20 protein-coding genes are annotated in these 23,580 nt (G+C 75.6%); 7 read left to right on the top strand and 13 right to left on the bottom strand.

The features are described from left to right. Window positions 1-67: 67 nt before the first annotated feature. The 8 genes from serS to ACFU74_RS05850 form a co-directional block, all read right to left on the bottom strand. A complete protein-coding gene (gene serS, locus ACFU74_RS05885; protein ID WP_380752357.1) occupies window positions 68-1,342 on the bottom strand; it encodes a serine--tRNA ligase in 1,275 nt (424 codons plus the stop codon). A 502-nt stretch (window positions 1,343-1,844) separates the two neighbouring features. Beyond that, window positions 1,845-2,780: a prephenate dehydratase gene (pheA, locus tag ACFU74_RS05880; RefSeq protein WP_380752354.1), complete on the bottom strand. Its 936-nt coding sequence runs from the start codon at window positions 2,778-2,780 to the stop codon at window positions 1,845-1,847. 148 nt (window positions 2,781-2,928) lie between these two features. Next, window positions 2,929-4,227: an iron uptake transporter deferrochelatase/peroxidase subunit gene (efeB, locus tag ACFU74_RS05875; protein WP_380752351.1), complete on the bottom strand. Its 1,299-nt coding sequence runs from the start codon at window positions 4,225-4,227 to the stop codon at window positions 2,929-2,931. A gap of 13 nt (window positions 4,228-4,240) precedes the next feature. After that, on the bottom strand, window positions 4,241-6,292 hold the full coding sequence (locus ACFU74_RS05870) for a FixH family protein (RefSeq protein ID WP_380752348.1): 2,052 nt from the start codon (window positions 6,290-6,292) through the stop codon (window positions 4,241-4,243). 12 nt (window positions 6,293-6,304) lie between these two features. Further along, window positions 6,305-6,814 (bottom strand): copper chaperone PCu(A)C, encoded by a 510-nt coding sequence (locus ACFU74_RS05865; protein ID WP_380752346.1) that lies wholly within the window; start codon window positions 6,812-6,814, stop codon window positions 6,305-6,307. After that, on the bottom strand, window positions 6,811-7,491 hold the full coding sequence (locus tag ACFU74_RS05860; RefSeq protein ID WP_380752343.1) for an SCO family protein: 681 nt from the start codon (window positions 7,489-7,491) through the stop codon (window positions 6,811-6,813). The genes ACFU74_RS05865 and ACFU74_RS05860 overlap by 4 nt, the downstream gene beginning before the upstream one ends. Window positions 7,492-7,593: 102 nt before the next feature. Then, window positions 7,594-8,358 carry a YcnI family protein gene (locus ACFU74_RS05855; RefSeq protein ID WP_380752340.1) on the bottom strand — a complete coding sequence of 255 codons (765 nt, stop codon included), beginning with the start codon at window positions 8,356-8,358 and terminating at the stop codon, window positions 7,594-7,596. Window positions 8,359-8,565: 207 nt separating this feature from the next. Then, window positions 8,566-9,405 (bottom strand): hypothetical protein, encoded by an 840-nt coding sequence (locus tag ACFU74_RS05850; RefSeq protein ID WP_380752337.1) that lies wholly within the window; start codon window positions 9,403-9,405, stop codon window positions 8,566-8,568. Window positions 9,406-9,633: 228 nt separating this feature from the next. Between ACFU74_RS05850 and ACFU74_RS05845 the strand changes: the two genes are divergently transcribed. Beyond that, window positions 9,634-10,284, top strand: a complete 651-nt coding sequence (locus ACFU74_RS05845; RefSeq protein WP_380752334.1) for an ATP-binding protein — start codon at window positions 9,634-9,636, stop codon at window positions 10,282-10,284. Between the two features lie 120 nt (window positions 10,285-10,404). Here the strand turns inward: ACFU74_RS05845 and ACFU74_RS05840 are convergent, their stop codons facing one another. Both ACFU74_RS05840 and ACFU74_RS05835 read right to left on the bottom strand, forming a co-directional pair. Next, window positions 10,405-11,454, bottom strand: coding sequence for an LPXTG cell wall anchor domain-containing protein (locus tag ACFU74_RS05840; RefSeq protein ID WP_380752331.1), 1,050 nt, complete (start codon window positions 11,452-11,454; stop codon window positions 10,405-10,407). A gap of 106 nt (window positions 11,455-11,560) precedes the next feature. Further along, complete coding sequence (locus ACFU74_RS05835) at window positions 11,561-12,577, bottom strand: LAETG motif-containing sortase-dependent surface protein (protein WP_380752328.1); 1,017 nt, start codon at window positions 12,575-12,577, stop codon at window positions 11,561-11,563. A 189-nt stretch (window positions 12,578-12,766) separates the two neighbouring features. Between ACFU74_RS05835 and alc the strand changes: the two genes are divergently transcribed. The 3 genes from alc (at window position 12,767) to ACFU74_RS05820 (ending at window position 15,588) form a co-directional block, all read left to right on the top strand. After that, complete coding sequence (gene alc / locus ACFU74_RS05830) at window positions 12,767-13,867, top strand: allantoicase (protein WP_380752325.1); 1,101 nt, start codon at window positions 12,767-12,769, stop codon at window positions 13,865-13,867. 70 nt (window positions 13,868-13,937) lie between these two features. After that, complete coding sequence (locus ACFU74_RS05825; RefSeq protein ID WP_380752322.1) at window positions 13,938-14,201, top strand: hypothetical protein; 264 nt, start codon at window positions 13,938-13,940, stop codon at window positions 14,199-14,201. 58 nt (window positions 14,202-14,259) lie between these two features. After that, complete coding sequence (locus ACFU74_RS05820; protein WP_380752319.1) at window positions 14,260-15,588, top strand: amidase; 1,329 nt, start codon at window positions 14,260-14,262, stop codon at window positions 15,586-15,588. Between the two features lie 10 nt (window positions 15,589-15,598). On the opposite strand, the gene ACFU74_RS05815 is transcribed toward ACFU74_RS05820, so the two are convergent. After that, window positions 15,599-16,258 (bottom strand): TetR/AcrR family transcriptional regulator, encoded by a 660-nt coding sequence (locus tag ACFU74_RS05815; protein ID WP_380752316.1) that lies wholly within the window; start codon window positions 16,256-16,258, stop codon window positions 15,599-15,601. Between the two features lie 139 nt (window positions 16,259-16,397). Between ACFU74_RS05815 and ACFU74_RS05810 the strand changes: the two genes are divergently transcribed. Both ACFU74_RS05810 and ACFU74_RS05805 read left to right on the top strand, forming a co-directional pair. Next, entirely contained in the window at window positions 16,398-17,321 is a 924-nt protein-coding gene (locus tag ACFU74_RS05810) for an alpha/beta fold hydrolase (protein ID WP_380752313.1), read from the top strand. Beyond that, window positions 17,318-17,941, top strand: a complete 624-nt coding sequence (locus ACFU74_RS05805; RefSeq protein WP_380752310.1) for a TIGR03086 family metal-binding protein — start codon at window positions 17,318-17,320, stop codon at window positions 17,939-17,941. The genes ACFU74_RS05810 and ACFU74_RS05805 overlap by 4 nt, the downstream gene beginning before the upstream one ends. Window positions 17,942-18,960: 1,019 nt before the next feature. On the opposite strand, the gene ACFU74_RS05800 is transcribed toward ACFU74_RS05805, so the two are convergent. Further along, window positions 18,961-20,871 (bottom strand): acyl-CoA synthetase, encoded by a 1,911-nt coding sequence (locus ACFU74_RS05800; RefSeq protein WP_380752307.1) that lies wholly within the window; start codon window positions 20,869-20,871, stop codon window positions 18,961-18,963. A gap of 128 nt (window positions 20,872-20,999) precedes the next feature. Next, window positions 21,000-22,283 (bottom strand): amidohydrolase, encoded by a 1,284-nt coding sequence (locus ACFU74_RS05795; protein ID WP_380752304.1) that lies wholly within the window; start codon window positions 22,281-22,283, stop codon window positions 21,000-21,002. A gap of 223 nt (window positions 22,284-22,506) precedes the next feature. Between ACFU74_RS05795 and ACFU74_RS05790 the strand changes: the two genes are divergently transcribed. Then, window positions 22,507-23,577: an Lrp/AsnC family transcriptional regulator gene (locus tag ACFU74_RS05790; RefSeq protein WP_380752301.1), complete on the top strand. Its 1,071-nt coding sequence runs from the start codon at window positions 22,507-22,509 to the stop codon at window positions 23,575-23,577. The last annotated feature ends 3 nt before the right edge of the window (window positions 23,578-23,580 follow it).

Here is a 23,580-nt window from a genome sequence, read left to right as displayed (position 1 = left end):
TTACTGCGTTCCGCGTCGCCGCGGTGCCGGCCGGTGCCGGGCGGGTTCGGGCCGGCCGGTGCCGGTGCTACTTGGCCGGCGTCAGGACGGTGCGACCGCCGAGGTAGGGGCGGAGCGCCTCGGGGACGACGACCGAGCCGTCGGCCTGCTGGTGGTTCTCCAGGATCGCCACGATGGTGCGCGGGACGGCGACCAGGGTGCCGTTCAGCGTGGCCAGCGGGCGGACCTTGCCCTCCTCGCGCATCCGGATGGCGAGGCGGCGCGACTGGTACTCGGTGGTGTTCGAGGTCGAGGTGACCTCGCGGTACTTGCCCTGGGTGGGGATCCAGGCCTCGATGTCGAACTTGCGCGCGGCCGAGGCGCCGAGGTCGCCGGAGGCGACGTCGATCACCCGGTAGGGCAGTTCGAGGGCGTTGAGGAAGTCCTTCTCCCACTGGAGCAGGCGGCGGTGCTCGTTCTCGGCGTCCTCGGGCGTGGTGAAGACGAACATCTCCACCTTCTCGAACTGGTGGACGCGGATGATGCCGCGGGTGTCCTTGCCGTAGGTGCCGGCCTCGCGGCGGAAGCAGGACGAGTAGCCGGCGTAGCGCAGCGGCAGCTTGTCGGCGTCGAGGATCTCGTCCATGTGGTACGCCGCGAGCGGGACCTCGCTGGTGCCGACCAGGTAGCGGTCGTCGCCCTCCAGGAAGTACACGTTCTCGGCGGCCTGGCCGAGGAAGCCGGTGCCGTCCATGGCCGCCGGGCGGACCAGGGCCGGGGTGATCATCGGGGTGAAGCCGGCCGCGGTGGCCTGGGCGATCGCCATGTTGACCAGGGCGAGCTCCAGCAGCGCGCCGACACCGGTCAGGTAGTACGACCGGGCACCGGCGACCTTGGCGCCGCGCTCGGTGTCGATCGCGCCCAGCAGCTGGCCCAGCTCGACGTGGTCGCGGGGCTCGAAGCCCTCGGCGGCGAAGTCGCGCGGAGTGCCGATCTCCTCCAGGGTGACGAAGTCCTCCTCGCCGCCGACCGGGGCGGCCGGGTCGATGAGGTTCGCCAGCGAGCGGAGCAGCCGCTCGGCCTCCTCCTTGGCCCCGGCCTGCTCGGCGTCGGCGGCCTTGACCTCGGCGGCCAGCTCCTTGGTGCGCTGGAGCAGGGCGGCCTTCTCCTCGCCCTGGGCCTTGGCGACGAGCTTGCCGAGCGACTTCTGCTCGTTGCGCAGCTCGTCGAAGCGGGTGCCCGAGGACCTGCGGCGCTCGTCGGCGGAGAGGAGGGCGTCGACCAGGTCGACGTCCTCGCCACGGACGCGCTGCGAGGCGCGCACTCGGTCAGGGTCCTCACGGAGCAGGCGAAGGTCAATCACGGGCCCAAGCCTACCGGGCGGGGACCTGTCCACCGGTACCGGATTTCCCCTGGGGATAACTCGCCCCAGCCTGTGGATAACCTTTGTGGGCAACCGCCCCGCCGCTGGTTATCCACAGGCTGGGGCCGTCGGCTGTGGATCGTGGGACGGCGCCGGTGGGCGGCACGGCGAACCAGGGAATTCAAGTTTCAAACCTGAATTGACCTTCTCGGGTGAGCGAATTGAAGCACTCGGACGGGTGATTTGCTGGCACCTGGGTGACTCTGGTCTGATTAGTCATCTCTGCGACGCAAACCGATGATCCGACCGAAACGTGCAGTGGCTATACCGGTTTGTCGACTCGTCCCCAAGCCTGTGGATAACTCGGGCCTGTGGACAGCGCCCACCCCTGTGGACAAGCCCCGCACCGGGGCGGCCGCCCTGTGGACGGCCGCCCGGCGGGGTGGAAAACGGTTCGAAAAGGACGGACGGCCGCCGAATGGCGCCCCGGTGTCCGGCCGGTTCAGATGTCCCCGCGCCCGTCCAGGCACCGCGAGAGCCAGTCCGCGGCCGCGCCGAAATCCGCGTCCGAGGTGCCGGGCCGCTGGTGCACCGAGGCCTGCCGGTCGGCGCGCGGATAGGAGCCGAGGAACCGCACCTGCGGGCAGATCCGCTTGAGGCCCATCATCGCCTCGCCCACCCGGCGGTCGCTGAGGTGCCCCTCGCAGTCGATCAGGAAGCAGTAGTTGCCCAGCCCCTCCCCGGTCGGCCGGGACTCGATCCGCATCAGGTTGACCCCGCGCACCGCGAACTCCTGGAGCAGCTCCAGCAGCGCGCCCGGGCGGTCGTCCGGCAGCCAGACCACCATCGAGGTCTTGTCCGCCCCGGTCGGCGAGGAGACCCGCCCGGGGCGGCCCACCAGCACGAACCGGGTGGTCGCGCTCTGCGCGTCCACGATGTCCTTGACCAGCGGGTCGAGGCCGTAGATCGGCGCCGCGAACTCGCCCGCGAACGCCCCGTCGTACCGGCCCTCGGCCACCAGCCGGGCGCCGTCCGCGTTCGAGGCGGCGGACTCCCAGTGTGCGTCCGGCAGGTTGGCGGCCAGCCAGCGGCGGACCTGCGCCTGGGCCACCGGGTGGCTGGTGACGGTCTTCACGTCGGCCAGCGCGGTGCCCGGCCGCACCAGCAGCGCGAAGGTGATCGGCAGCAGCACCTCGCGGTAGATCATCAGCGGCGCGCCGGACGCCAGCTCGTCGTTGGTCGCCGTGACGGCGCCCTCGACCGAGTTCTCGATCGGCACGAACGCGCCGGACGCCTCGCCGCCGCGCACCGCGTCCAGCACCAGCAGCACCGAGGACATCGGCACCAGCTCCCGGGTCGCCGCCTCCGGCAGGGTGCGCAGGGCCGCCTCGGTAAAGGTGCCCGCCGGCCCGAGGTACGTGTAGCGGGTTGCCGACATGACGCCTCCAAGGGGAACGGGGCCTGTGGGAAGAACGGCGGATCGCCGAAAGGAGTCACCTTAGCCACTTCGTCCCCCGCCCGTGATCGCGTTCCGCTCCGTGGGCGGGGGAGGTACGAGTGCTGGACGGCCGGGCCGTCCCGGCAGGTCAGCCGAGCAGGCCCTGCCCGACGTAGCCGCCCTGCGGCGCGCCGGGCGGGACGGCGTACACGCCGCTCGCCTCGTGCCGCAGGAACCGGGAGAGCCCGTCGCCGCGGGCCAGCTTGCGCTGCACGGGGGTGAACCCCTTGCGCGGGTCGGCCTGGAAGGCGAGGAAGAGCAGCCCGGCGTCCGGCGAGCCGTCGGCCAGCAGCCCGTCGTGGTACGAGAACCCGCGCCGCAGCATGGCCGCCCCGCCGTTGGCGGCCGGGGCGGCGACCCGGACGTGCGCGTCCGAGGGGATGGCCAGCGACCCGTCCGGCGCCTGCGCGGCGAGGTCCACCGGCGCCCGCTCGCCCGCCCCGTCGGGCGCGCCGAGCGGGGCGCCGTCCGACTTGCGCCGCCCGATCACCCGCTCCTGGCGGTCCACCGGCAGCGCCTCCCAGTTGTCCAGCAGCATCCGGATCCGCCGGAACACCAGGAACGAGCCGCCCGTCAGCCAGTCCGGCTGCTCCCCCCCGGCGGCGACGAACACCTTGGACCCGAAGCCCTCCTCGCCGGGCCGGGGGTTGTTGGTGCCGTCGATCTGGCCCATCAGGTTGCGTCCGGTCATCGGAGCGGCGGTGGCGCCGGGCGTGCGGGCGAAGCCGGACATCTGCCAGCGCAGCGCCGCCGTGCCGGCAGCCTGGCGCTGCAGCACCCGCAGGGCGTGCACGGCCACCAGCGCGTCGTCGGCACCGATCTGCACGAACAGGTCGCCGTCCCCGCGCGCCGGGTCCAGCGCGTCGGCCGGGAACGCGGGCAGCGGCTCAAGACCGGCCGGGCGGCGGTCGGCCAGGCCGGTCTTGTCGAACAGGCCCGTGCCGAAGCCGAAGGTGACGGTGAGCGAGCAGGGGCCGGCGTCCAGGGCGACCTGGTTCTCGAACTCGTCGGCGGGCTCGCCCGCGGCCATCCGGTCGGCCGTCCGCGACCAGCGTCGGAGCAGGGTCCGCAGGCCGTCCCGGCCGGCGCCGGCGGCCAGGTCGAAGGCGGCCAGCTGGACCCGGGCCTGCTGGGGTTCGAGGATGCCGCCCTGGTGCTCGCCGTGGAACGGCACCCGGGCGGGGCCGAGGCCGCCGGCCGGAGCCGCGGCACGCCGCGCGCCGGGCCGGTCCACGGCCAGGGCGGTGGCGGCGCCGGCGCCCGCGCCGACCACCAGGCCGGCCCCGGCGGTGCCCAGCAGGGCCCGCCGGGTCAGACCGCCCCCGGGGCTCCCGGCGGTGCCGTCGTGCCCGACGGCGCCGCCGGTGAGGTCGGTGCTGCTCTCCATCAGGGTGGTCCGCCTATCCGATCTTCAGCTGCTTGATCTCCGTGGTCTGGTCGATCTCGGAGGATCTGACCACCACCGACACCACCCAGTTCCCGGCGAGCGGCAGCTGCGCCGTCCCGGTCCAGCGACCGGTGCCCTCGGCGGTCAGCGGGACGTCGAGCGGGCCGAGGTCGCGGTCCGGCAGGGTGAAGGCGAGCTGCACCTCCGGCACCTCGACCGGCTGCCCGTCGGAGCCGTCCAGCTTCAGGTGCACCTCGTTCGACCCGGTGCCCGCCGGGTTGAGGGTGACCGTCGCGGTGCCCTTGGCGTTCGGCGTGCGGCCCTTGGTGTCGTACGGGAGCTTGAGCTCCACGGTCCGGCCCGGGTCCGTCTGCGGGGCGGGTGCCGCGCCGCCGGCCGCCGGGGCGGCGCCGTTCGCCGGTCCGGCGCCGATCTCGTCGGCCACCCGTCCGGGCGGGGCGTTGGTGAGCAGCGTGGTGGCGACCAGGACGGCGACCGCGACGGCCGCCTCGGTCAGCACCGAGCGGCGCAGCCCGGCGCGGGCCGGGGTGAGCCCGCGGTCCCGGTCGGCGTTCTCCCTGGCGGCCCGCTGCCGGGCCAGCTGGGCCCGCCGCACCGGGTCGTCGGAGTCCGCGCCGCCCTCGCCGGTACGGCTGGTGGAGGTGCCGGTGGTGGCGGTGCCGCCGTCCGGGCCGGCCGCGACGGCGACCGCCGCCGGGACGACCTCGGCCGCCTCCTGCGGGGTGGCGCGCAGCCGGGCCAGCCAGCCGCGGGACAGCCAGGCGGCGCCGAGCATGGCGATCACGCAGCCGGTCTTCACCAGCAGCAGCCGCCCGTACTCGGTGCCGGTCAGCGCGCCCCAGCTGCCGACGCCGCGCCAGGACTGGTAGACGCCGGTGGCGGCCAGCACCACGACGGCGCCGAAGGCGAGCTTGGAGAAGCGGTCGGCGACGTCCGCGCCGATCCCCTCGCGCAGCCCGATCAGCAGGGCCGCCAAGCCGCCCAGCCAGAGCGCCATCGCGACCAGGTGGAGCATGCCGAGCGGCAGCGCGAGCCAGACCTGGATGCCCACCGAGGCGTGGTCGGCGCCGACCCAGGTCGCCGAGAGCGCGACGGCCAGCACCAGTCCGGCCACCCCGAGGCCCAGCCGGGCCTCGCGCTGCGGGCGTTCGGCGGCGCGCCGCTCCAGCTCCCGCAGTTCGGCCTCCTCGCCGTCGGCGTCGTCGACGGAACCGTCCGCAGCCCCGGCGGCGCGGCCGGCGGGCTGGCCGAGCTGGCCGACCAGCAGCGACAGGAACACCCCGCTCGCCGCGAGCAGCAGCAGCCGGGCGGCCAGCGCGGTGCCGATCCGCTCGTCCAGGGTGCTGCGGACCAGCGACAGGTCGAAGGCCTTGGCGATCCCCGAGCCCCGCTCGTACGGGCCGCGCAGCATCAGCACCGCGACGGTGGACACCAGCAGTGCCACCCAGCCGGTCATCAGCAGCCGCTGCACCGGGCGCCGGGCCGCCCCGGCGGGCCAGCAGAGCAGCACGAAGCCGGCCGCGCCGGCGAGCAGCGCGAACGCCCCGTACGCGACGGCCCGTCCGGTGCCGTAGAGCGCGGCGACCAGCCCGTCCGCGTCGGCGTTCTGCAGCGCGGTGGCGGAGACGGTGGTGGCCGAGGGTGCGCCGATGGAGAAGATGAACGCCCCGCCGATGGGGTGGGAGTCCTCGGAGACGGCCCGCCAGGCGACGGTGTAGGTGCCGTCGGCGAGCCCGCTGCCGAGTCCCACCCGGGCGGTGTTGTCCTTGCCGTCGGCGTGGGTGGGGCCGCCCGCGTCCACGGCCTTGCCGGCCGGGTCGAGCACCCGCACCGAGTCCGGGGAGAGCGAGACGGCCTCGCTGAAGGTCAGGGTGACGGACGGCGGCGCGGTGGGCAGGACGGCGTTCTGCGCGGGGTCGGAGGACTGCAGGGCGGCGTGCGCGGAGGCCGGTCCGGCGCCGGCGAGCAGCAGCGCGAGGACGGCGCCGAGCACGCCGAGCAGCCCGGCGATCCGCCGTCCCATCAGTCTCGGTGCGATCAGCATCGTGGGGGTCCCTTACTGCTGGCCGGGGCGGTAGGTGAGCTCCTTGACCGGCACCTTGACCGAGATGGTGCCGGTGCGGGCGAAGGTCAGGTCGAGTTCGAGTTCGTCACCGAGGGCGGGGGCCTTCTGCCATCCCATGATCATCAGGTGGTTGCCGCCGCGGGCGAGCTGGAGCGCGCCGTTCGCGGGCACGTCCAGCCGCTCGACCTGCTCCATGGTGCTGGCCGTGGAGCGGTGCATGGTGACCGAGGAGGCGCTGGGGCTGGAGACCTTGACCAGTTCGTCGCCCTGGCCGCCGTCGTTGCGCACCGTCAGGTAGCCAGCCGCCATCCCGCCGGCCGGCGGCAGCGGGATGTAGGAGTCGGCGACGCTCAGCCGGGCCGGTGTGCCGGCCGCCGCGGGGGCGCCGCCGTCGCCCTGGCCGCCGGCCCCGCAGGCGACCAGGAACGCGCCGCCGCCCAGTGCCGTCGCCAGCGCCGCCCCCGCCAGGGCCGTCCGGCGGAAGCCGAGGGAGCCCTTCACGCGGCGACCCCCTTCGCGAGCAGCGGCAGGTCGTGCTCGTAGGTCTTCACCTCGGTGCCGCTCAGGTAGAGCAGGTGGGCCTTGTCGTCGGACGGCAGGAAGGCCAGCACCTGGGCGCCGTGGGTGGAGGTGACGGTGCCGTCCCCGTTGACCACCGGGTCCTCGATCAGGATGCCGAGCGACTTGGCGGCCGCCTTCACCTTCTCCAGGTCCCCGGTCAGGCCTATGAAGTCGCTGCCCATCGAGTCCAGCCAGGTGCGCAGCACCTGCGGGGTGTCGCGCTGCGGGTCGGTGGAGACGAACACGATGTTGACCTTCTCCCGCTCCTCGGGGGAGAGCTTCTTCATCGCCACGCCGATGTCGCCCATGGTGGTCGGGCAGACGTCCGGGCAGCTGGTGTAGCCGAAGAACAGCAGGGTGGTCTTGCCGTTGGTCTGCTGGCGCAGGTCGAACGGCCGGCCGGCGGTGTCGGTCAGCTGGAGGTCCGGCTTCTCGAAGTGCTTGCCGAGCACGGTGCCCTCGTAGGGCGAGTCGGACTTCTGCTGGACGACCTTGGCGGGGGAGGCGGAGCCGCCGCCGTCGGAGCCGCAGGCGGTCAGGGCGAGCGCGGAGGCCAGGGCGACGGCGACGGCGCCGGCCATCCGGACGGAACGGGGGGTGCGGGCGGTGCGGGACATGGAGGGGGTCCGATCGTGTGCGGTGGATCACCGGCGGGGCCGCGCCCGGGACGCGGGCGGGGGCCCGCGACGGGTGCCGGGCGCGGCGCCGCCGGTGCTGGGTCAGGAGGCCGAGCCGCCGCGGCGCAGGCCGACGAAGCCGATGGCGGTGCCGATCACGCCGACCACGATGCCGACGACGCCGAGCACCCGGGCGGTGGAGTCACTGGCCTTGTCGTCGGACGCGGCGCTCGCGCTCTTGCCCTCGGCCGCGTCGCCGCCGTGCCCGCCGTCGGCGGCGGCCGACGGGGCGGCGGTGGCGGTCACGCCGTGGGCGTCGCCGGTGGCCTTGGTCAGCTTCAGCACCGGGGCGGGCTTGGCCGGCTCCGGCTGGCCGTCCTTGGCCTCGTCGATCCAGCGGACGATGTCGCCGTTCTCGTAGCTCTGCAGCGCCTTGAAGACCAGGGTGTCGGTGTCGGTCGGCAGCGGGCCGAGCGAGACGCGGAAGTCCTGGAACTGGCCGGGGGCGATCTTCACCCCGGCGTCGGCGGTCCAGGTGATCTTGGAGACGGCCTCGTTGACGTCGTTGCCGTGCACCTTGATCGGCTTGTCCAGCTTGGACTTCTCGACGACGGTGGTCCAGCCCGGCAGCGGCTGGGTGCGGACCGAGGCCAGCGGGTGGTCCAGCGGGAGGTTGACCTCCAGCTTCACCGTGCCGGCGTTGTCGTTCTCGTTCGGGACCCGGAAGTCGACGGCGGTGTAGCCGCCCTGCTCGGCGCTGCCCGGGTTCACCGAGACGTGCGCGGAGGCGGGGCCGGCCAGCGCCAGCACGGCGGCGGCTGCGGTGAGGGCGACGGCGGCGGTACGGCGGGCGGGAAGGGAACGCATGGGGTTCGTGTCTCCGTTCGGAGGCTCGGCGGGCAGGCCCGCTCCCGGGCACGGGAGGACCCGTGCCGCGGCGGGGCCGCGCGGCGTGGGGACGAGGTGGGGGAGACCGCGGACCGGACGGGTCGGCGGGTACGGCTCGGCTGCCGCGTACACCCGTCAGCCGTCGGGCCGGCACCGGTGGGGGACCGGGGAGACCGGGGGCGCGGGTCAGTACGCGAGGGCCCCGAGCGGCGGGCCGCGCCGCACCACGCTGTGCCGCAGCGCGGCACCGGCCGGCAGCGGGTCGTCGCCGCCGCGGCCGGCGGCCCTGCGGACCGGGCCGGCGGGCAGGCCGAACAGCCCGCGCAGCAGCACCGCGGCCAGCGCGCACGCGGTGCGCAGCGGAGCCGCCGCGTGGGTCCGCGCGGCCGTCGCGGCGATCCGCACCAGCCGCCAGAGCGCCGCCTCGCCGCGCCGCAGCCACCAGCCGGCCACCAGGGCGGCGGCCAGGTGGGCGGTCACCATGGTCGGCGTCATCCCGAGCACGCCGCCCTGCCACCAGGGCGCGGTCGCGTACGCCTGCGGGTCCAGCCCCGCGCCGGCCACCAACTGCTCGGCGGTCGGGCTGCCGGGCAGGCCGGCCAGGGTGCCCGGCCGGCCCTCGTTGCAGACCAGCCGGCCGGCCACCTGGGGCAGGGTCAGCGGGCCGGAGCCCGGCGGACCGCCGTGGTGCGCGCCGACCGCGCCGGCGGCCGCGTGGCCGCCGTAGGAGTGGAAGAGGCAGTGCAGGCCGAACTGGCCCGCCGCCAGCGCCCCCGCGATCGCGCCGAGCGAGCGCTCCCGCCCGCCGAAGGCGGCGGCGAGCACCAGGACGGCGGCGAATCCGGTCGCGAGCGCGGGAAGGGCGACGTCCCCGCCGCCCGCCAGCGCGTGCCCGGCCGCCGCGATCAGCGTGCAGACCAGGGCGAACGGGACCGCCCGGGCAAGCCGCAGGTCCCAGGCGGCGGCCCCCACCGGCGCGTCCGGTGCGGGGGCGCCCGGGTGCGGGGCGGCGGCTGGGGCAGTCATGGCCGGGCCATCATCTCATCGCCTACCCCTCCCGGACCGGCAGGGTGGGAAATCCCTATGAATGCCCCGTTCGGCCCCGCGCACCACCCGGTCGGCGCGCCGCCCGGCACATGCCCGTCCCCCCGTCCATCCGCCGAACGGGCGGTAGCGGACCCCCGGCACGGTTCACCTGCGCACCGTCCGGAGATACCTCGTTATATGTGGAGCCGCAGCCAGGAGGGACCTCCCGTGGACATCTGGTGGACTCTGCACCTCAAGCGCGACCCGGCCAGCGTGCCGCTGGCCCGCCGCATACTGCTGGGCGCGATGGCGACCGCGGGCGTCGACCCGCAGATCGCCCAGGACCTAGGGGTCGCCCTCAGCGAGGCCTGCGCCAACGCCGTCGAGCACGGCGCGGGCCGCCGTCCCGACGACGGCTACCAGGTCACCGCGTCGATCAGCGGGGACCTGCTGCGGATCGAGGTGACCGACTCGGGCCCCGGCCTGCCCGGCCCCGCCGCCCCGGCGGCCCGCCGTCCGGCCCCCGCCCCCGCCCCCGCCCGGCCGTCCGGGCGGGCGCAGCCCCGCCCCCGCTCCCGGCGCGGCCGCCCCACCGTCCCCGGACCGCTGCCCGCCGGGCGCCGCCCGCGCCGCGACGGCCGCCCGTACGACACCCACGTCCTGCCACCGGCCCCCGACCCGGCGCCGCTGCCCTCCCTGCGGCCGCTGGACCTCGACGCCCTGCCCGACCTCACCGCCGAGTCCGGCCGCGGCCTCTTCCTCATCCACGCGCTCACCGACCACGTCCAGCTCCGCAACCATCCGCTGCGCGGCGCGATCGTCAGCTTCGACAAGATCCTCAAGTGGCAGGACGACGCCCTGCTGCGCCGGGCCTCGTAGCGCGCTCCGGCTGTTCGGCCCGTCGGACGCGCTGTCGCGTCGTTCGCGGCGGAAACGCGACGTCCCGCCCGGGCGGCGGTGCACGCGGGCGGGACGGGGCGGGGCGGGTGGCGCAGTGGGTCAGTCGCGGGCGGCCTTGCGGCGGCGGGCGATCAGCAGGGCGCCGGCGCCGAGCAGGACGGCGACGCCGCCGGTGACGGCGAGCGGCATGGTGGAGCTGTTCGCACCGGTGTCGGCGAGGCGGGTGCCGTTCGCGCCGGTGCCGTTCGAGCCGCCGGTGGTGCCGGCCGGCCGGGTGGCGCTCGGGGAGGGCGAGGTGCTCGCGGTGGCGCTCGCGGTGGCGCTCGTGCTCGCGGTCGCGGTGGCGGTCGGGGTGGCGGTGGCCGTCGGAGCCTTGGTCGCGGTGGAGCTCGGCGCGGTGGTGGCCGAGGGGGACGCGGTGGGCTTGTCGACGGCCTTGATGGTGGACGAGTACGTGCCGATCAGCCGGTTGCAGGTGTACTTGACGTTCTCCGGGCCCACCCCGTAGGGGAGCACCTCGGAGGCGCCGTTGAGGTCGAGGTAGAACTCCTGCCACGGCGAGTCCTCGACGGTCAGCCGGATCCTCGTGGTGATCGTCTCGTTCGGCTTGACCTGGAAGGTGCCGAGGGCCACCGAGCCGTGGTCGGCGGTCGCGTTGGCCGGCTTCCACTCGCCGTTCTGGACCTTCACCTCGGACTTGGGCCGCCAGAGGCTCTTGTTCGAGTCGATCCGGTAGGTGAGCTTGAAGTCCGTCAGCGTGGTCGAGCTGGTGTTCTGGAAGGAGATCGCGATCTCCTGCGCCGTGCCGTCCTTGACGATCCTGAAGTCGGCCGGGCCGGCCTGCACCGGCATCTTGACGTCGCGCTGGGACGTGCAGCCCTCGGGCAGGGTCGCCGTGGCCGAGGGGGCCGCGGTCGGGGTGGGCGTGCCGGTGGCCGTCGGCTCGGTGGTCGCGGACGGCTCGGCGGCGGCCGACGGGGTTCCGGTCGCCTCGGCGGTGGCCGACGGGGCAGCGGTCGGCTCGGCCGTCGCGGTGGCCGACGGGCTGGAGGTCGGGTCCGCGGCGAAGGCGCCGGTGGTGCCTGCCACGGTCGTCCCGGTGGTCAGGACGAGCAGGGCGGCGGTGGCGGCAAGTCGGGAAATGCGCACGATCACGGCTCCGGCGTTCGGTGGTGAGGGAGGGTCAATGCTGTGTCGGATAGACGTACGGGGGATACGAACGGTTGTGCGCATCCCCCGTACTCCTCCGACCGGATCAGCCGTGCGCGCCGGCCTTGCGGCGGCGCAGCGCCAGCAGCGTCCCGGCGCCGGCCGCGAGCACGACGGCGCCGCCGACGGCGATCGGCAGGGTGTTGGAGCTGGAGCCGGTCTCGGCCAGGTGCGGCCCGCTCACCGCGGACGGCGAGACGGAGGGGGAGGTCGCGGGCTTGGTGGAGGTGGAGGCGGACGCGGCGCCGGTGGCACCGGCCCTGGTCAGCTTGAACGCGCCCTCGTAGTAGTTGATGTACTGCGTGCAGCCGTCCTTGTCGGGCTGGGCCGGGTGCGGCAGCGCGGTGTTGGGCATGGCGGTGTCGCCGCCGCCGAAGTTGCCGCCGAACGAGCCGAGCGGCGCCTTGTCGGTGGGCGTGATGCGGAAGTGGAGGGTGAGCTTCTCACCCTTGCCGAGTCGGAAGAAACCGGTGTCGGCGGAGTGGTCGTTCAGCTGGATCGGCTTCCAGTCCTGGCCGGGGGCGCGGAACTGGACGGCGAAGTAGTCCTTGTTCCAGTCGTATCCGCCGACGCCGTCCTCCCGCTCGTTCGCGGCCAGGTAGAGGTAGGTGTGGAAGTTCGGCAGGTCGACGCCGCTGAGGTTCTCCCAGGTCACGGACGTCTCCTGGGTCTCGCCCGGGGCGATGGTGCGGTTCCACAGCCCGGTGCCGGTGGCCTTGAGCCAGTCGTAGCCCTGGTACACGCCGCCCGAGCAGGTGAAGCCCGGCGCGGTCGTCGGGGCGGAGGGGCGGCCGGTGGGCTTCGTCGAAGGCGTGGCGGTGGCGCTCGGGGTGGCGCTCGCCGACGGCGAGGCGCTGGCCGAAGGGGTGCCGGTCGGGCTGCCGGTGGGGGTGCCGGTGGGGGTCGGCGTGGCGCTCGGCGTGGCGCTCGGGGTGTCGGTCGCGGTGGCCGACGGTGTCGGCGTGGGCACGACGGGGGAGGCGCCGGCGGTGGCCGCGCCGACCGTCGTGCCGAGGGAGAGCGCGAGCAGCGTGGACGCGGCCAGGAGGCGGGAAGAGCGCAAGTGCTTGGCTCCAGCGTTTTGATGAAGTCTGTCCGAATTAAGGCAACTTGACGGCCGGAAATGATTCCTGGCGTCGTCGCAGGAGCGGCACCCTATCGGGACGTGGTCGAAGGGTCCCGCCCGGGGTGGCGGCGAACTGCCCGGTCCTTGTGATGGACCTGACCGGTCGTCCGGGGCGAGGGTGGCTGCATGGCCGTCGAAGCGAACTCCAGCCCCGATCCCGACCACTTGTCCGATGCCGCCGCCCCGCCGTACGGCGGCGGCGACCCGTACGCCGACTACCGCGCCGCCGCGTTCCCGTTCACCGCGCTGGTCGACCTCGCCGACCGCCGTCTCGGCGGCGCCGTGATCGCCGCCAACGACGAACTGTTCGCCGAACGGGAGAACCTGCTGCTGCCGCGGCCGGCCGAGTTCCGCCCGCACACCTTCGGCAACAAGGGCCAGCTCATGGACGGTTGGGAGACCAGGCGGCGGCGCGGCGCCGACGCCGGGCACCCGCACCCGGCCGACGGCGACCACGACTGGGCCCTGGTCCGGCTGGGCGTGCCGGGCGTGGTGCACGGCGTCGTCGTCGACACCGCGCACTTCCGGGGCAACCACCCGCGGCGGATCGCCGTCGAGGGGGCCGAACTCCCCGGCACCCCGGGCCCGGAGGAACTGCTGGCGCCGGAGACCGACTGGCACCCGCTGGTCCCCCGCTCCCCGGTGCGCGGCCACGCCGCCAACGGCTTCGCCGTCACCGACCGCCGCCGCGTCACCCACCTGCGGCTCAGCCAGTACCCCGACGGCGGCATCGCGCGCTTCCGGGTGCACGGCGAGGCCAGGCCCGACCCCGGATGGCTGGCCGCGCTCGGCACCTTCGACCTGGCCGCGGTCGAGAACGGCGGCGCCGTGGAGGACGCCTCGGACCGCTTCTACTCCGCCCCGGTCAGCCTCCTGCTGCCCGGCAAGTCCCGGGCGATGGGCGACGGTTGGGAGAACCGCCGGCGCCGTGACGGCGGCCACGACTGGGTCCGGCTGCGCCTGGCCGGGCGGGGGGCGGTCCGCGCGGTGGAGGTCGACACCGGCTACTACGTCGGCAACGCGGCCGGCTGGGCGGCGCTGTCCGGCCGGGACGAGCACGGCGCGGACCCCGAGCGGTGGTTCGAGCTGCTGCCGCGCACCCGGCTGCAGCCGGACGCCGTGCACCGCCTGGTGGTCGACGCGCCGCGCCCGGCCACCCACGTCCGGCTGGACGTCTTCCCGGACGGCGGGATCGCCCGGCTGCGGCTGTGGGGCTCGCTGGTCTGAGCGCCCCCGGGCCCGGCCTCCGCTTGCCGGGCCCGGCGGGCCGCCGGACGATGGGGGAATGATGCACCGGATGCGTGCCGAGTACGCCCCCGGCGGGGCCTCCGCCGGGGTCCGGCTGTGGCACCTGGTCCGCGGCGGCGGGAGCGTCGCGATGTGCGGGCGGGAGCTGGACGCCGAGGCGCCCTCCCGGGAGGCGGTGGACTGGGGCCGCACCCCCGAACTCTGCTGCCACACCTGCGGCGCCTACCTGCTGCGCGAGGCCCCCTGGCTGGCCGACGAGCACCGGCCGCGCCCGCCCGGCGAGCAGCGGGAGACGGCCTGGCCGACGGGGTGAGCGCGCCACCGGTGGTGCGGTGAACGCCCGCCCCGGGGCCGGGGCTAACGTGGTCGCCATGGAGGAATTCCTGGTCCGGCCGCGGTCGTTGACCCGTGAGGCCGCCGCGCTGCGCGCGGGCGTACCCGCCCTGGCCATCCACGTCGACCGGCTCTGCGCCCGGATCGACCGGGTGGACCCGCTGATCCACGCCTTCGTGCCGGAGCCCGGCCGCACCGACCGGCTGCACGCCGAGGCCCGGGCGCTCACCGCCCGCCACCCCGACCCGGCGCAGGCGCCGCCGCTGTACGGGGTGGCCGTCGGGGTCAAGGACATCGTGCACGTGGACGGCCTGCCCACGCACGCCGGCTCCGCGCTGCCGCCGGGCGTGCTGGCCGGGCCGCAGGCCGCCGTGGTGGACCGGCTGCGGGCGGCCGGCGCGCTGGTCGCGGGCAAGACGGTGACCGCCGAGTTCGCGGGCGCCGCCCCGGGGCCGACCCGGAATCCGCACCACCCGGGCCACACCCCGGGCGGCTCCAGCAGCGGCTCGGCGGCGGCGGTCGCGGCCGGGCTGGTGCCGCTGGCGATCGGCACCCAGACGGTCGGCTCGGTGGTCCGCCCGGCCGCCTACTGCGGGGTGGTGGGCTTCCGGCCGACGCACGGGCGGATCCCGATGGCGGGGGTGATCCCGAACGCGCCGAGCCTGGACACCCTGGGCCTGTTCACCGCCGACCTGGCGGGTGTCGCGCTGGCCGCCCCGCTGCTCTGCGACGACTGGGACGGTCGGGGCGGCGTCCGGCCGCACCACGAGGACGGCGACGTGCCGGTGCTCGGCGTCCCGGTCGGCCCCTATCTGGAGCGGGCCCGCCCGGAGGCGGTGCAGGCCTTCCGGCGGCAGCTGGAGCTGCTGTCCGCCCGGGGGCTGATGGTGCGCCAGCTCGATCTGCTGCCGGACTTCGCCGAGCTGGAGCGGCAGTGTCGGACGATCAACCGGTTCGAGACGGCGGCCTCCCACGCCGAGTGGTTCGACCGCTTCGGCGGCCTCTACCGGCCGGAGACGGTGGCGGGCATCCGGCACGGCCGGGCTGTCCGGCCGGCCGCCTACCGGGCGGCGTTGGACTTCCGGGCGGACTTCCGCGCCCGGCTCGCCGAGCGGCGCCGGCGGGCCGGGGTGGACCTGCTGCTGGCCCCCTCGGCGACCGGTGCGGCCCCGCCCGGGCTGGACGGCACTGGCAGCGCCGTGATGTCGCTGCCGTGGAGCTGCGCCGGGCTGCCCGCGCTGAGCCTGCCCGCCGGGGTGACGGAGCCGGGCCTGCCGCTGGGCCTCCAGGTGGTCGGCGAGGCCGGGGCGGACGAGGGTCTGCTCGCCCGGGCGGCGGTCCTGGAGCGGGTGCTGGACACCGCCTGAGCGCGGCGGCTCAGTCCGCCCGCAGCGCGGGGGTGTCCGGGTCGGTGGCGTCCGTGCGCAGTCGGCGCAGCGCGGCGCGGTGGGCGCGCTCGTACGGGGTGTCGTCGTCGAGCAGCAGGGCCTGCGGGTTGGCGTTCTCCAGCAGGGCGATCAGGGTGAACGCGATGTCCTCCGGGTCGGCGTCGGCGCGCAGTTCGCCGGTGTCGCGGGCCCCGTTCACCAGGCCGAGGACGGTGGCGTGCCACTCCCGCCAGTTGGCCGCGAGGGCGTCGCGCAGCGGGCCGGGGCGGGCGTCGTACTCGGCGTTGACCTCGTAGAAGAAGCAGCCGCCGGGGAAGACCCGGGCGCGCGAGTAGGCCAGCCAGGCCTCGCAGAGCAGGCGGATCCGGCGCAGCCCGGGCGGCTCGGCGGCGATCGGGTCGAGCACCGCGTCGGAGAAGATCCGCCGGGCGGCCCGGATCGTGGCGAGCTGGAGTTCCTCCTTGGAGCCGAAGCCGGCGAAGACCCCGCTCTTGCTGAGCCCGAGGTCGGTGGCGAGCCGGCCGATCGACAGGGCGTCCAGGCCCTCGACGGAGGCGATCTCCACGGCCCGGCGCAGGACCGTCCGGCGGGTCTCCTCGCCGCGCAGGACCCGTCCGTCCGTGGACGCGTTCGTGCTCGATCCGGCCACCGTTCACCCCAGTTCTCCGGCCTCTGTCCGTGCCGCCAGGGTAGCGGGGCGGCCGGCCGTCCATAAAAAAGCACGAACGGTCGTGCTAATATCTCGCCCAGTTCGGCTCTTGCCCCTCGGCATCCACAGGGAGTTCCGCATGGACCCGGCCGTCGCACTGATCCGCACCACCCTGAACGCCGCCGCGCTGGCCGCCCCCGGCCTCGCCGGCCGGGCCGCGTTCGAGCTCTACCGCCACCCCCTGCGGCGCGGCCGCGTCCGCACCCGCGAACGCGCGGTGCACGACCGGGCCGCCACCCGGACGCTGCGCCACCGCGGCGAGCGGGTGGTCGTCCAGCGCTGGGGCGACGGCGACCGGCCCGTCCTGCTGATGCACGGCTGGCAGTCCCGGGCCTCCCGCTTCGCGGACTTCGTGCCCCGGCTGCGCGGGCTCGGCCTCACCGCCGTCGGCTACGACCTCCCCGGGCACGGCGACTCCGGCGGCCGGACCGCCACCGTGCTGGACCACCGCGCCATCGCGCTGCGGCTGCAGGAGGAGTACGGCCCCTTCGAGGCGGTGATCGCCCACTCGCTGGGCGTCAACGCGGCCTTCCTGGCGCTGCGCGAGGGGCTGCGCGCCGGCCGGCTGGCCGCCGTGGCCGGGGTCGGCGAGATCTCCTGGCTGCCCGCCGGGTTCTGCGCCGCACTCGGCCTGAACGCCACCGTGGAACGGGAGTTGCGGCGCCGGGTGGAAAGCGGCGCGATGTTCCCCGGGATCGCCGACGTGCGGGCGCACTTCGACGCCACCCGCGACCCCGAGGAGATCGCCCTGCCGATCCTGGTGGCGCACGACGAGGACGACGACGTCGTCCCCTTCGACCAGGCACGCCGGCTGCGGGCCGCGTACGGGGAGCGGCTGGAACTGCTGGCCACCCGGGGGCTGGGGCACCGGCGGATCCTCACCGAGCCGACCGTGATCGACAACGTGATCGGCTTCCTGTCCGCCGGGACCGGGGCCGGGGCCGGGGCCGGGGCAGCGGCCGGGACCGGGACGGCGGCCGGCGCGGCGGCGGGTGCGGCGTGAGGCTGCTCGAACTCCACACCCGCTCGCTGGAGTTGGCCGCCTCCGTGGTGGACGCCGTGCAGCCGGAGCAACTGGTCCTGCCGACGCCCTGCGCCGGCTGGTCGCTGCGGCGGCTGCTGGAGCACGTGGTCGGACAGCACCGGGGCTTCGCCGCGGCCGCCGACGGGGCCGGCCCGGACCTCGCGCTCTGGCGCGACGTCCCGGTGCACGGCGATCCGGCCGGCGCGTTCCGGCACTCGGCCGCGCGGCTGACCGCCGCCTTCTCCCTGGCCGCCGCCGCGCCGCACCCGGCCTCGCTCCGGCTGCCGGAGATCCGCGACGGCGGGCCGTTCCCGCTCGACCGGGCGGTCGGCCTCCACCTGCTGGACACCCTGGTGCACGCCTGGGACGTGGCGGCCACCCTGGGCTCGCCGGCCCGGCTGACGGCCGCCGTGGAGGGCGAGCCGGAGCTCGCGGGGGAACTGCTCGCGGTGGCCGGCGCGGTACCGGCCGCCCCGGCGGACCGGGCGCCGGGACGGGCCTTCGCCGCCGTACTGACCGCCCGGGAGTCCGCCGGGCCGTTCGAGCGCGCGCTCGCCCTGCTGGGCCGCGACACCGCCTGGGCGCTGTCGGCGCGCTGACCGGCTAGTGGCCCTCGCGCCGCTCGTCGGGGAAGCGGGGCCCGCCGATGAAGAAGAGCAGTACGGCGGTCGGGAAGCCTAACGCGGCGACCACCACCACGATGAACTGCCAGAACATCCGTCGCTCCTCACCTCGGCCGGCATCCCCGCCCGTGGTCCGACGGTATGGCCGGATCCACCGGGCTGCCACCGGGAGCGGCGCGCGGCGCCCGGACCGCGGGAGCGAGGACTTCGCGGCGGAACCCCGGAGGCGCTGGTGCTGCTCGACGGTTCGAGTCCGCCGTCCGGCCCGGAGTCCGGCTGCCGGCACGGCACCGCCCGGTACGGCCGCAGACTCGGGGTGCACCTGCTCGCCGGGCTCACCGACCGCGCGGACCGTTCGGTCGCCGAGTGCCCGGCCGACGTGATCGCCGGGACCGCCGCCCTGCACGGCGGGCGCTGCGACCTCGCCCACCCCGACACCCCGGCGGCGACGGTGGTGGCGGCCCGCCGGTACGGGTCCGCGCCGGAGTGCCTGGTGCCCCGGCGGCTCGCTGCTGGTGCTGGAACCGGCCGACGGCCCGCCCCGGGTGACCGGCGACGACCAGCGCTTCCCGGGCGGGGAGGAGCTGCGCCGACAGGTCTGCTCGACGGTGCCCGGCACCTGGAGTACGCGTCGGCCGTCCGGGCCGCCTGCAACTCCGGCCGCGGCCCGTGGATCGCCGCCACCCCGCGGGCGGCCTCGCGCGCCGAGACCGGCTTCGTCCCCTTGCCGGCCTGCGCGCGGTGGCCGCCCTGTCGGGCGGCGCCGCCCGCTTCACCGACCACGTCGGCCTGGGCAGCCGGGGCGACGCAGTGCGACTGCTCGCGGAGTCCGGCCCGGCCGAACCGATCGCCCGGGTGCGCGCGGCGGAGCGGGCCGACGCCGCCTGCGAGCGCCGGCCTCGCGGCAGGGCCTACGACGACGCCTCGGCCCTCTGCGCCCGGCTCCGGACGGACCGGGGGAGGGCCGGGGGAGGGCCGGGGCGACCGAAGGGCTCCTACTGGAACGACCACTCGATCCCGGACAGGGCGAGCCCGGCGGTGAGCTGCGGCCCGAGGCGCGGGTCCTCGGCCTGCGGAATCGTCACGGTGGTGCGGCCGTCGGCCACGGTGCAGAGGATCCGCTCGTGGTCGACGGTGACGCCGAGGTCGGCCAGGGCGGCGGCGACGGCGCGGCGGGTGGCGTCCAGGCGCAGGGGGACCTTGTTGGGCTTGCCGATGTCCGTCAGCGGCAGGGCCGGCAGGACGATCACGTCCTTGGGGGCGGCGGCGCGCTCGGGTACGAGCCGGGCGGCGAAGGCCATCAGTTCGCCGGCCACGGTGTCGGCCGTGCCCGGGGCGAGGGTGACGTAGGCGACCGGGACCTCTCCGGCGTGCGGGTCGGGGCGGCCGACCGCGCTCGCGCCCGTGACGGCCGGATGGGCGAGCAGGGCGTCCTCGACGACGGCGGGGTCGATGTTGTGGCCGCCCCGGATGATCAGGTCCTTGGCGCGGCCCAGCAGGTGGATGAAGCCCTCGGGGTCCAGGCGGGCGAGGTCCCCGGTGTTGAGCCAGCCGTCGCGCACGCTGCCGAGGGTGTCCAGCCGGGGCCCGTGCCCGTCGTGGCCGACGACGTAGCCGGGGAAGACGGTGGGGCCGCTGAGCGCGAGGATCCCCGGTCGCCCCGGTGGGAGGTCGTGCCACCGGCCGTCGTCGTCGATCCGTACCGTCTTCGCGCGCTGGTACGGCATGCGCTGTCCCACCGCCCCGGGCCGGCCGTGTTCGCCGAGGAAGCCGCGGGCGCTGCCGCAGGTGGCCTCGGTCAGTCCGTACCCCTGGCAGAGGGGGACACCGGTGTGCCGTTCGAAGGCCTCGCGCACCGCCTCCGGAAGGGGCGAGGCGCCGACGATCGCGAAGCGCAGCGAGGTGATGTCGGCGTCGACCGGGACCCGGGCGAGGCCGGCGTAGACGGTCGGCACCGCGGACATGGCGGCGATCCGGAAGCGTTCGACGATCTTCCACAGGTGTGCGAACAGCGCCGGTTCGCGGTAGCCGAGCGGTCCGGCCCAGACGCTGTGCTGCCCGCGCAGCAGAGGGGCCAGCAGCGTGACGACCAGGGCGTTGACGTGGAACAGCGGCAGCCCGGCGAAGAGCGCCGCGTCGGGCTCCAGCAGGCTGTTCGCGGCGATCATCCAGGCGTCGGCCACCTCGTTGGCGTGGGTGTGCGCGGCCAGTTTGGGGTCGCCGGTGGTGCCGCCGGTGTGGAAGCAGGCGGCCAGGTCGCCGGCCTGCGGGGGGATCACGCCGGGGTCGAGCTCCACCGGCTGCCCGGCTGCGGCGGCGTGCAGATAGGCGACCTCGACGCCCGCGACCGGTTCCAGTTCGGGCCCGGCCCCGGGCGCGTCCAGGGGGCGCAGGGCGAACAGCGCCGTGACGCCGGGGGCGGCCGCGGCGGCGCGGGCCGTTCGCCAGGCCCCGGCGTCGAGTTCGGGTCCGGCGGCGACCAGGATCCGCGCTCCGCCCAGGCGCAGCAGCCGTTCGGCGTGCTCGGCGGCGAGTGCCGGATTGACCGGCGCCGCGATGCCCGCGAGCTGCGCGGCCAGCAGGGTGGCGGGCAGCAGGCCGGTGTTGGGGGTGAGCAGGCCGACCGCGGTGGTGCGGCGGACGCCGTGCCGGTGGAACAGGTTCGCGATGCGGTGCACCTGGTCGCGCAGCCCGGCGAAGTCCGTGGTGGTGCCGTCCGTCCACCGCTCCGCGCTCGGCAGCACGGTGAGGGCCGGCCGGTCGGGCCACAGGTCGGCGGCGCGGGTCAGGACGTCGTAGGTCGACCCGGGCAGGCCGCGCTCCTGGAGCGGGACGGCTTCGATCGCCGCGAGGTGGTCCGGCCGGTCGTACGCCGGCCAGAGCGGGTCGGGGTGCGGGGCGTTCACAGGGAGCTTCCTTTCCGTGGGATCAGGTGCCTGCGAGCGGCATTCGTCCGGACCGTCGCGTCGCCGGCGGCCGGGCCGGGTCCACGGTGAGGACCGGGCCGCCGGTGAGGACCGGGTCGGGGGCGGTGTCAGGCACGGCCGGCCCCCTCGCACAGCCAGTGGGCGGCGGCGGCGAGCAGGGTCGTCACGCCGGTCTCGATGGTGGGTTCGGGGACGGGGGCGAAGTGCGGGGAGTGGTTGGAGGGGACCGCGTCGGGCAGGCCGTCCTCCAGCAGTGCGGCGGGGTCGACGTCCCGGTAGAGGGCGGGATCGGCGCCGCCGAAGTACCAGAAGACCGAGGGGACGCCGAGGGCCGCGCCGAAGACGCCGAAGTCCTCGCTGCCGGTGAGGGGTTGGGGCAGGGTGAAGACGTGGCCGTCGCCGAGCGCGGCGGTCAGCGCCGCCTGGACGGTTCCGGTGGCCTGCGGGTCGTTGACGGTGACCGGGAAGGAGGGGAGCGCGGTGATCTCCGGCTCCTTCGGGGCGCCGGAGGCGGCGGCTTCGGCGCGGACGATCCGTTCGACGGCCTCCAGGACCCGGGCCCGCACGGCCGGAGTCGTGCTGCGGATGTTGATCCGCAGCTCGGCGGTGTCGGGGATGATGTTCTCCTTGGTCCCGGCGTGGATCGACCCGACCGTCACCACGGCGGTCTGGGCGGCGCCCACCTCGCGGGCGACGACCGTCTGGAGCCGCAGGACGACCGCCGCCGCCATCACGATCGGATCGACCGTCGCCTCCGGCATGGACCCGTGCCCGCCGCGTCCGAAGAGCCGGACCCGCAGGCTGTCGGAGGCGGCCATCATCGGCCCGGGACGGGTGCCGACGAAGCCGACGGGGGCGGGCGCCACGTGCTGGCCCAGGCAGACCTCGGCCCGGGGGAACCGCTCCAGGAAGCCGTCCTCGACCATGGCCGGCGCGCCGCCGACCTCCTCGGCCGGCTGGAACACGGCGACGACCGTGCCGCGCCACCCCTCGCGCCGGGCGGCGAGCTGGGCGGTGGCGCCGAGCAGACAGGTGACGTGCATGTCGTGGCCGCACGCGTGCATGACCGGCACCTCGTTGCCGTCCGGGTCGGTGCCCGTGGCGGTGGAGGCGTAGGGCAGGCCGGTCTCCTCCCGCACCGGCAGCGCGTCCATGTCGGCGCGGAGCAGGACCACCGGGCCCTCGCCGTTGGCGAGCACGCCCACCACACCGGTGCCGCCGACGCCCTCGGTGACCTGCCAGCCCTGTTCGCGCAGCAGCGCGGCGACGACGCCGGCCGTGCGGAACTCCTGGAAGGACAGCTCCGGGTGGGCGTGCAGGTCCTGGTAGAGGGCGCGGAGGCCGGGCAGCCGGTCGGTGAGTCCGGAGAGCAACTGGGCGGGAGCGTTCACGAGGGTTCCTCCATCGAGGCGGGCGGGAAGACGCCCTCGGCGGCTCCGAAGGCGAAGCGCATCACCAGCAGCGCGGCGAAGGACCACGCGGGAGGCAGGCTCCCTGAGGGCCGCGGACGGGGGGCTGAGCGGACACGGTTCTCCTCTCGCCGGGCCGGCCGGTGCTGGGCAATGGCCGGGAAGTGCCCCTACGATCCGGTCTGTGCAGCAAGAAGCCGTGGAAATGCAGGAAAGCTTCTCTGAGGCCGCGAATCCGCCGGATTCCCGCGCGGCCGACCCGGATGTCCGTTTCACCGAGCTGGACCTGGCACTGGTCGAGGCGCTCCAGGCCGCCCCCCGCGCGCCCTGGTCGCGGATCGGCCGGGCGCTCGGCGTCGACGCGACCACGGCCGCCCGCCGCTGGGAACGCCTGCGGGCCGGCGGGCTCGCCTGGGTCACCGCCTACGACGCGGCCAAGTCGACCACCGTCGGCTATGTCGAGGTGCGCTGCCGGCCGCGCTCCCTGGAAGCGGTCACCACGGCCGTGACCGGGCTGCCCTGGGTGTTCAACGTCGACGAGACCACCGGGGACCACGACCTGCTGCTGCAGGTCGCGGCCGCCGACCTGCCCGCCCTGGGACGGTCGGTCAACCGCGCGATCGGCGGCCTGCGCGGGGTGCGCTCCACCCGTACGCGGCTGGGCATCACCTTGTACGGCGAGGGCGGCGACTGGCGGATGCGGGCCATGGACCCCTCCGGCCGGGCGGAGCTCGCCACCCCGCGCGCCTCCCGCCGCGCCGTGTACAGCGCCCACATGCACGACCGGCCGTCCCCCGAGGACCAGGCCCTTCTGACGCTGCTCGGCGACGACGGCAGGCTCGGCTACACCGAGCTCGGGGCCGCCACGGGCATGAGCGAGCACACCGTCCGCCGCAGGCTCCAGCGGATGGTCCGCGACGGCGACATCACCATCCGCTGCGACCTCGCCCACCCGCTGGCGGGGCTGTCGACGATGCTCATCTACCGGATTGCCGTTCCGCACGCCTGGACGGAGGCGACGGGCAACGCGCTGGCGCGGATGGAGGAGGTCCGGCTGTGCGTGTCCGTCAGCGGTCCGGACAACCTGCTGGTGATGGTCTGGCTGCACGGCCTGCACGCCATCGACCCCTTCGAGGCCGTGCTCGCGGAGCGCTTCCCGCTCCTGGAGATCAGGGACCGCACGGTCGTCCTCCGCTCGCCCAAGCGGATGGGCCGGCTCCTCGACGACGCCGGCCGCGCGACCGGGCGCGTCCCGCTCGCGCTGCCGCAGCCCTGACGC

The sequence above is a fragment of the Kitasatospora sp. NPDC057500 genome (assembly GCF_042802195.1).
GTDB lineage: Bacteria > Actinomycetota > Actinomycetes > Streptomycetales > Streptomycetaceae > Kitasatospora.
Note: the sequence above shows the minus strand (reverse complement) of the source record. Positions and strands in the feature narration are given on the sequence as shown.

Coding starts and splice junctions, on each gene's coding strand:
- pheA (WP_380752354.1), bottom strand. CDS start 2,780: ATGTCGGCAACCCGCTACACGTACCTCGGGCCGGCGGGCACCTTTACC.
- efeB (WP_380752351.1), bottom strand. CDS start 4,227: ATGGAGAGCAGCACCGACCTCACCGGCGGCGCCGTCGGGCACGACGGC.
- ACFU74_RS05870 (WP_380752348.1), bottom strand. CDS start 6,292: ATGCTGATCGCACCGAGACTGATGGGACGGCGGATCGCCGGGCTGCTC.
- ACFU74_RS05860 (WP_380752343.1), bottom strand. CDS start 7,491: ATGTCCCGCACCGCCCGCACCCCCCGTTCCGTCCGGATGGCCGGCGCC.
- ACFU74_RS05855 (WP_380752340.1), bottom strand. CDS start 8,358: ATGCGTTCCCTTCCCGCCCGCCGTACCGCCGCCGTCGCCCTCACCGCA.
- ACFU74_RS05850 (WP_380752337.1), bottom strand. CDS start 9,405: ATGACTGCCCCAGCCGCCGCCCCGCACCCGGGCGCCCCCGCACCGGAC.
- alc (WP_380752325.1), top strand. CDS start 12,767: ATGGCCGTCGAAGCGAACTCCAGCCCCGATCCCGACCACTTGTCCGAT.
- ACFU74_RS05825 (WP_380752322.1), top strand. CDS start 13,938: ATGCGTGCCGAGTACGCCCCCGGCGGGGCCTCCGCCGGGGTCCGGCTG.
- ACFU74_RS05820 (WP_380752319.1), top strand. CDS start 14,260: ATGGAGGAATTCCTGGTCCGGCCGCGGTCGTTGACCCGTGAGGCCGCC.
- ACFU74_RS05810 (WP_380752313.1), top strand. CDS start 16,398: ATGGACCCGGCCGTCGCACTGATCCGCACCACCCTGAACGCCGCCGCG.
- ACFU74_RS05790 (WP_380752301.1), top strand. CDS start 22,507: ATGCAGGAAAGCTTCTCTGAGGCCGCGAATCCGCCGGATTCCCGCGCG.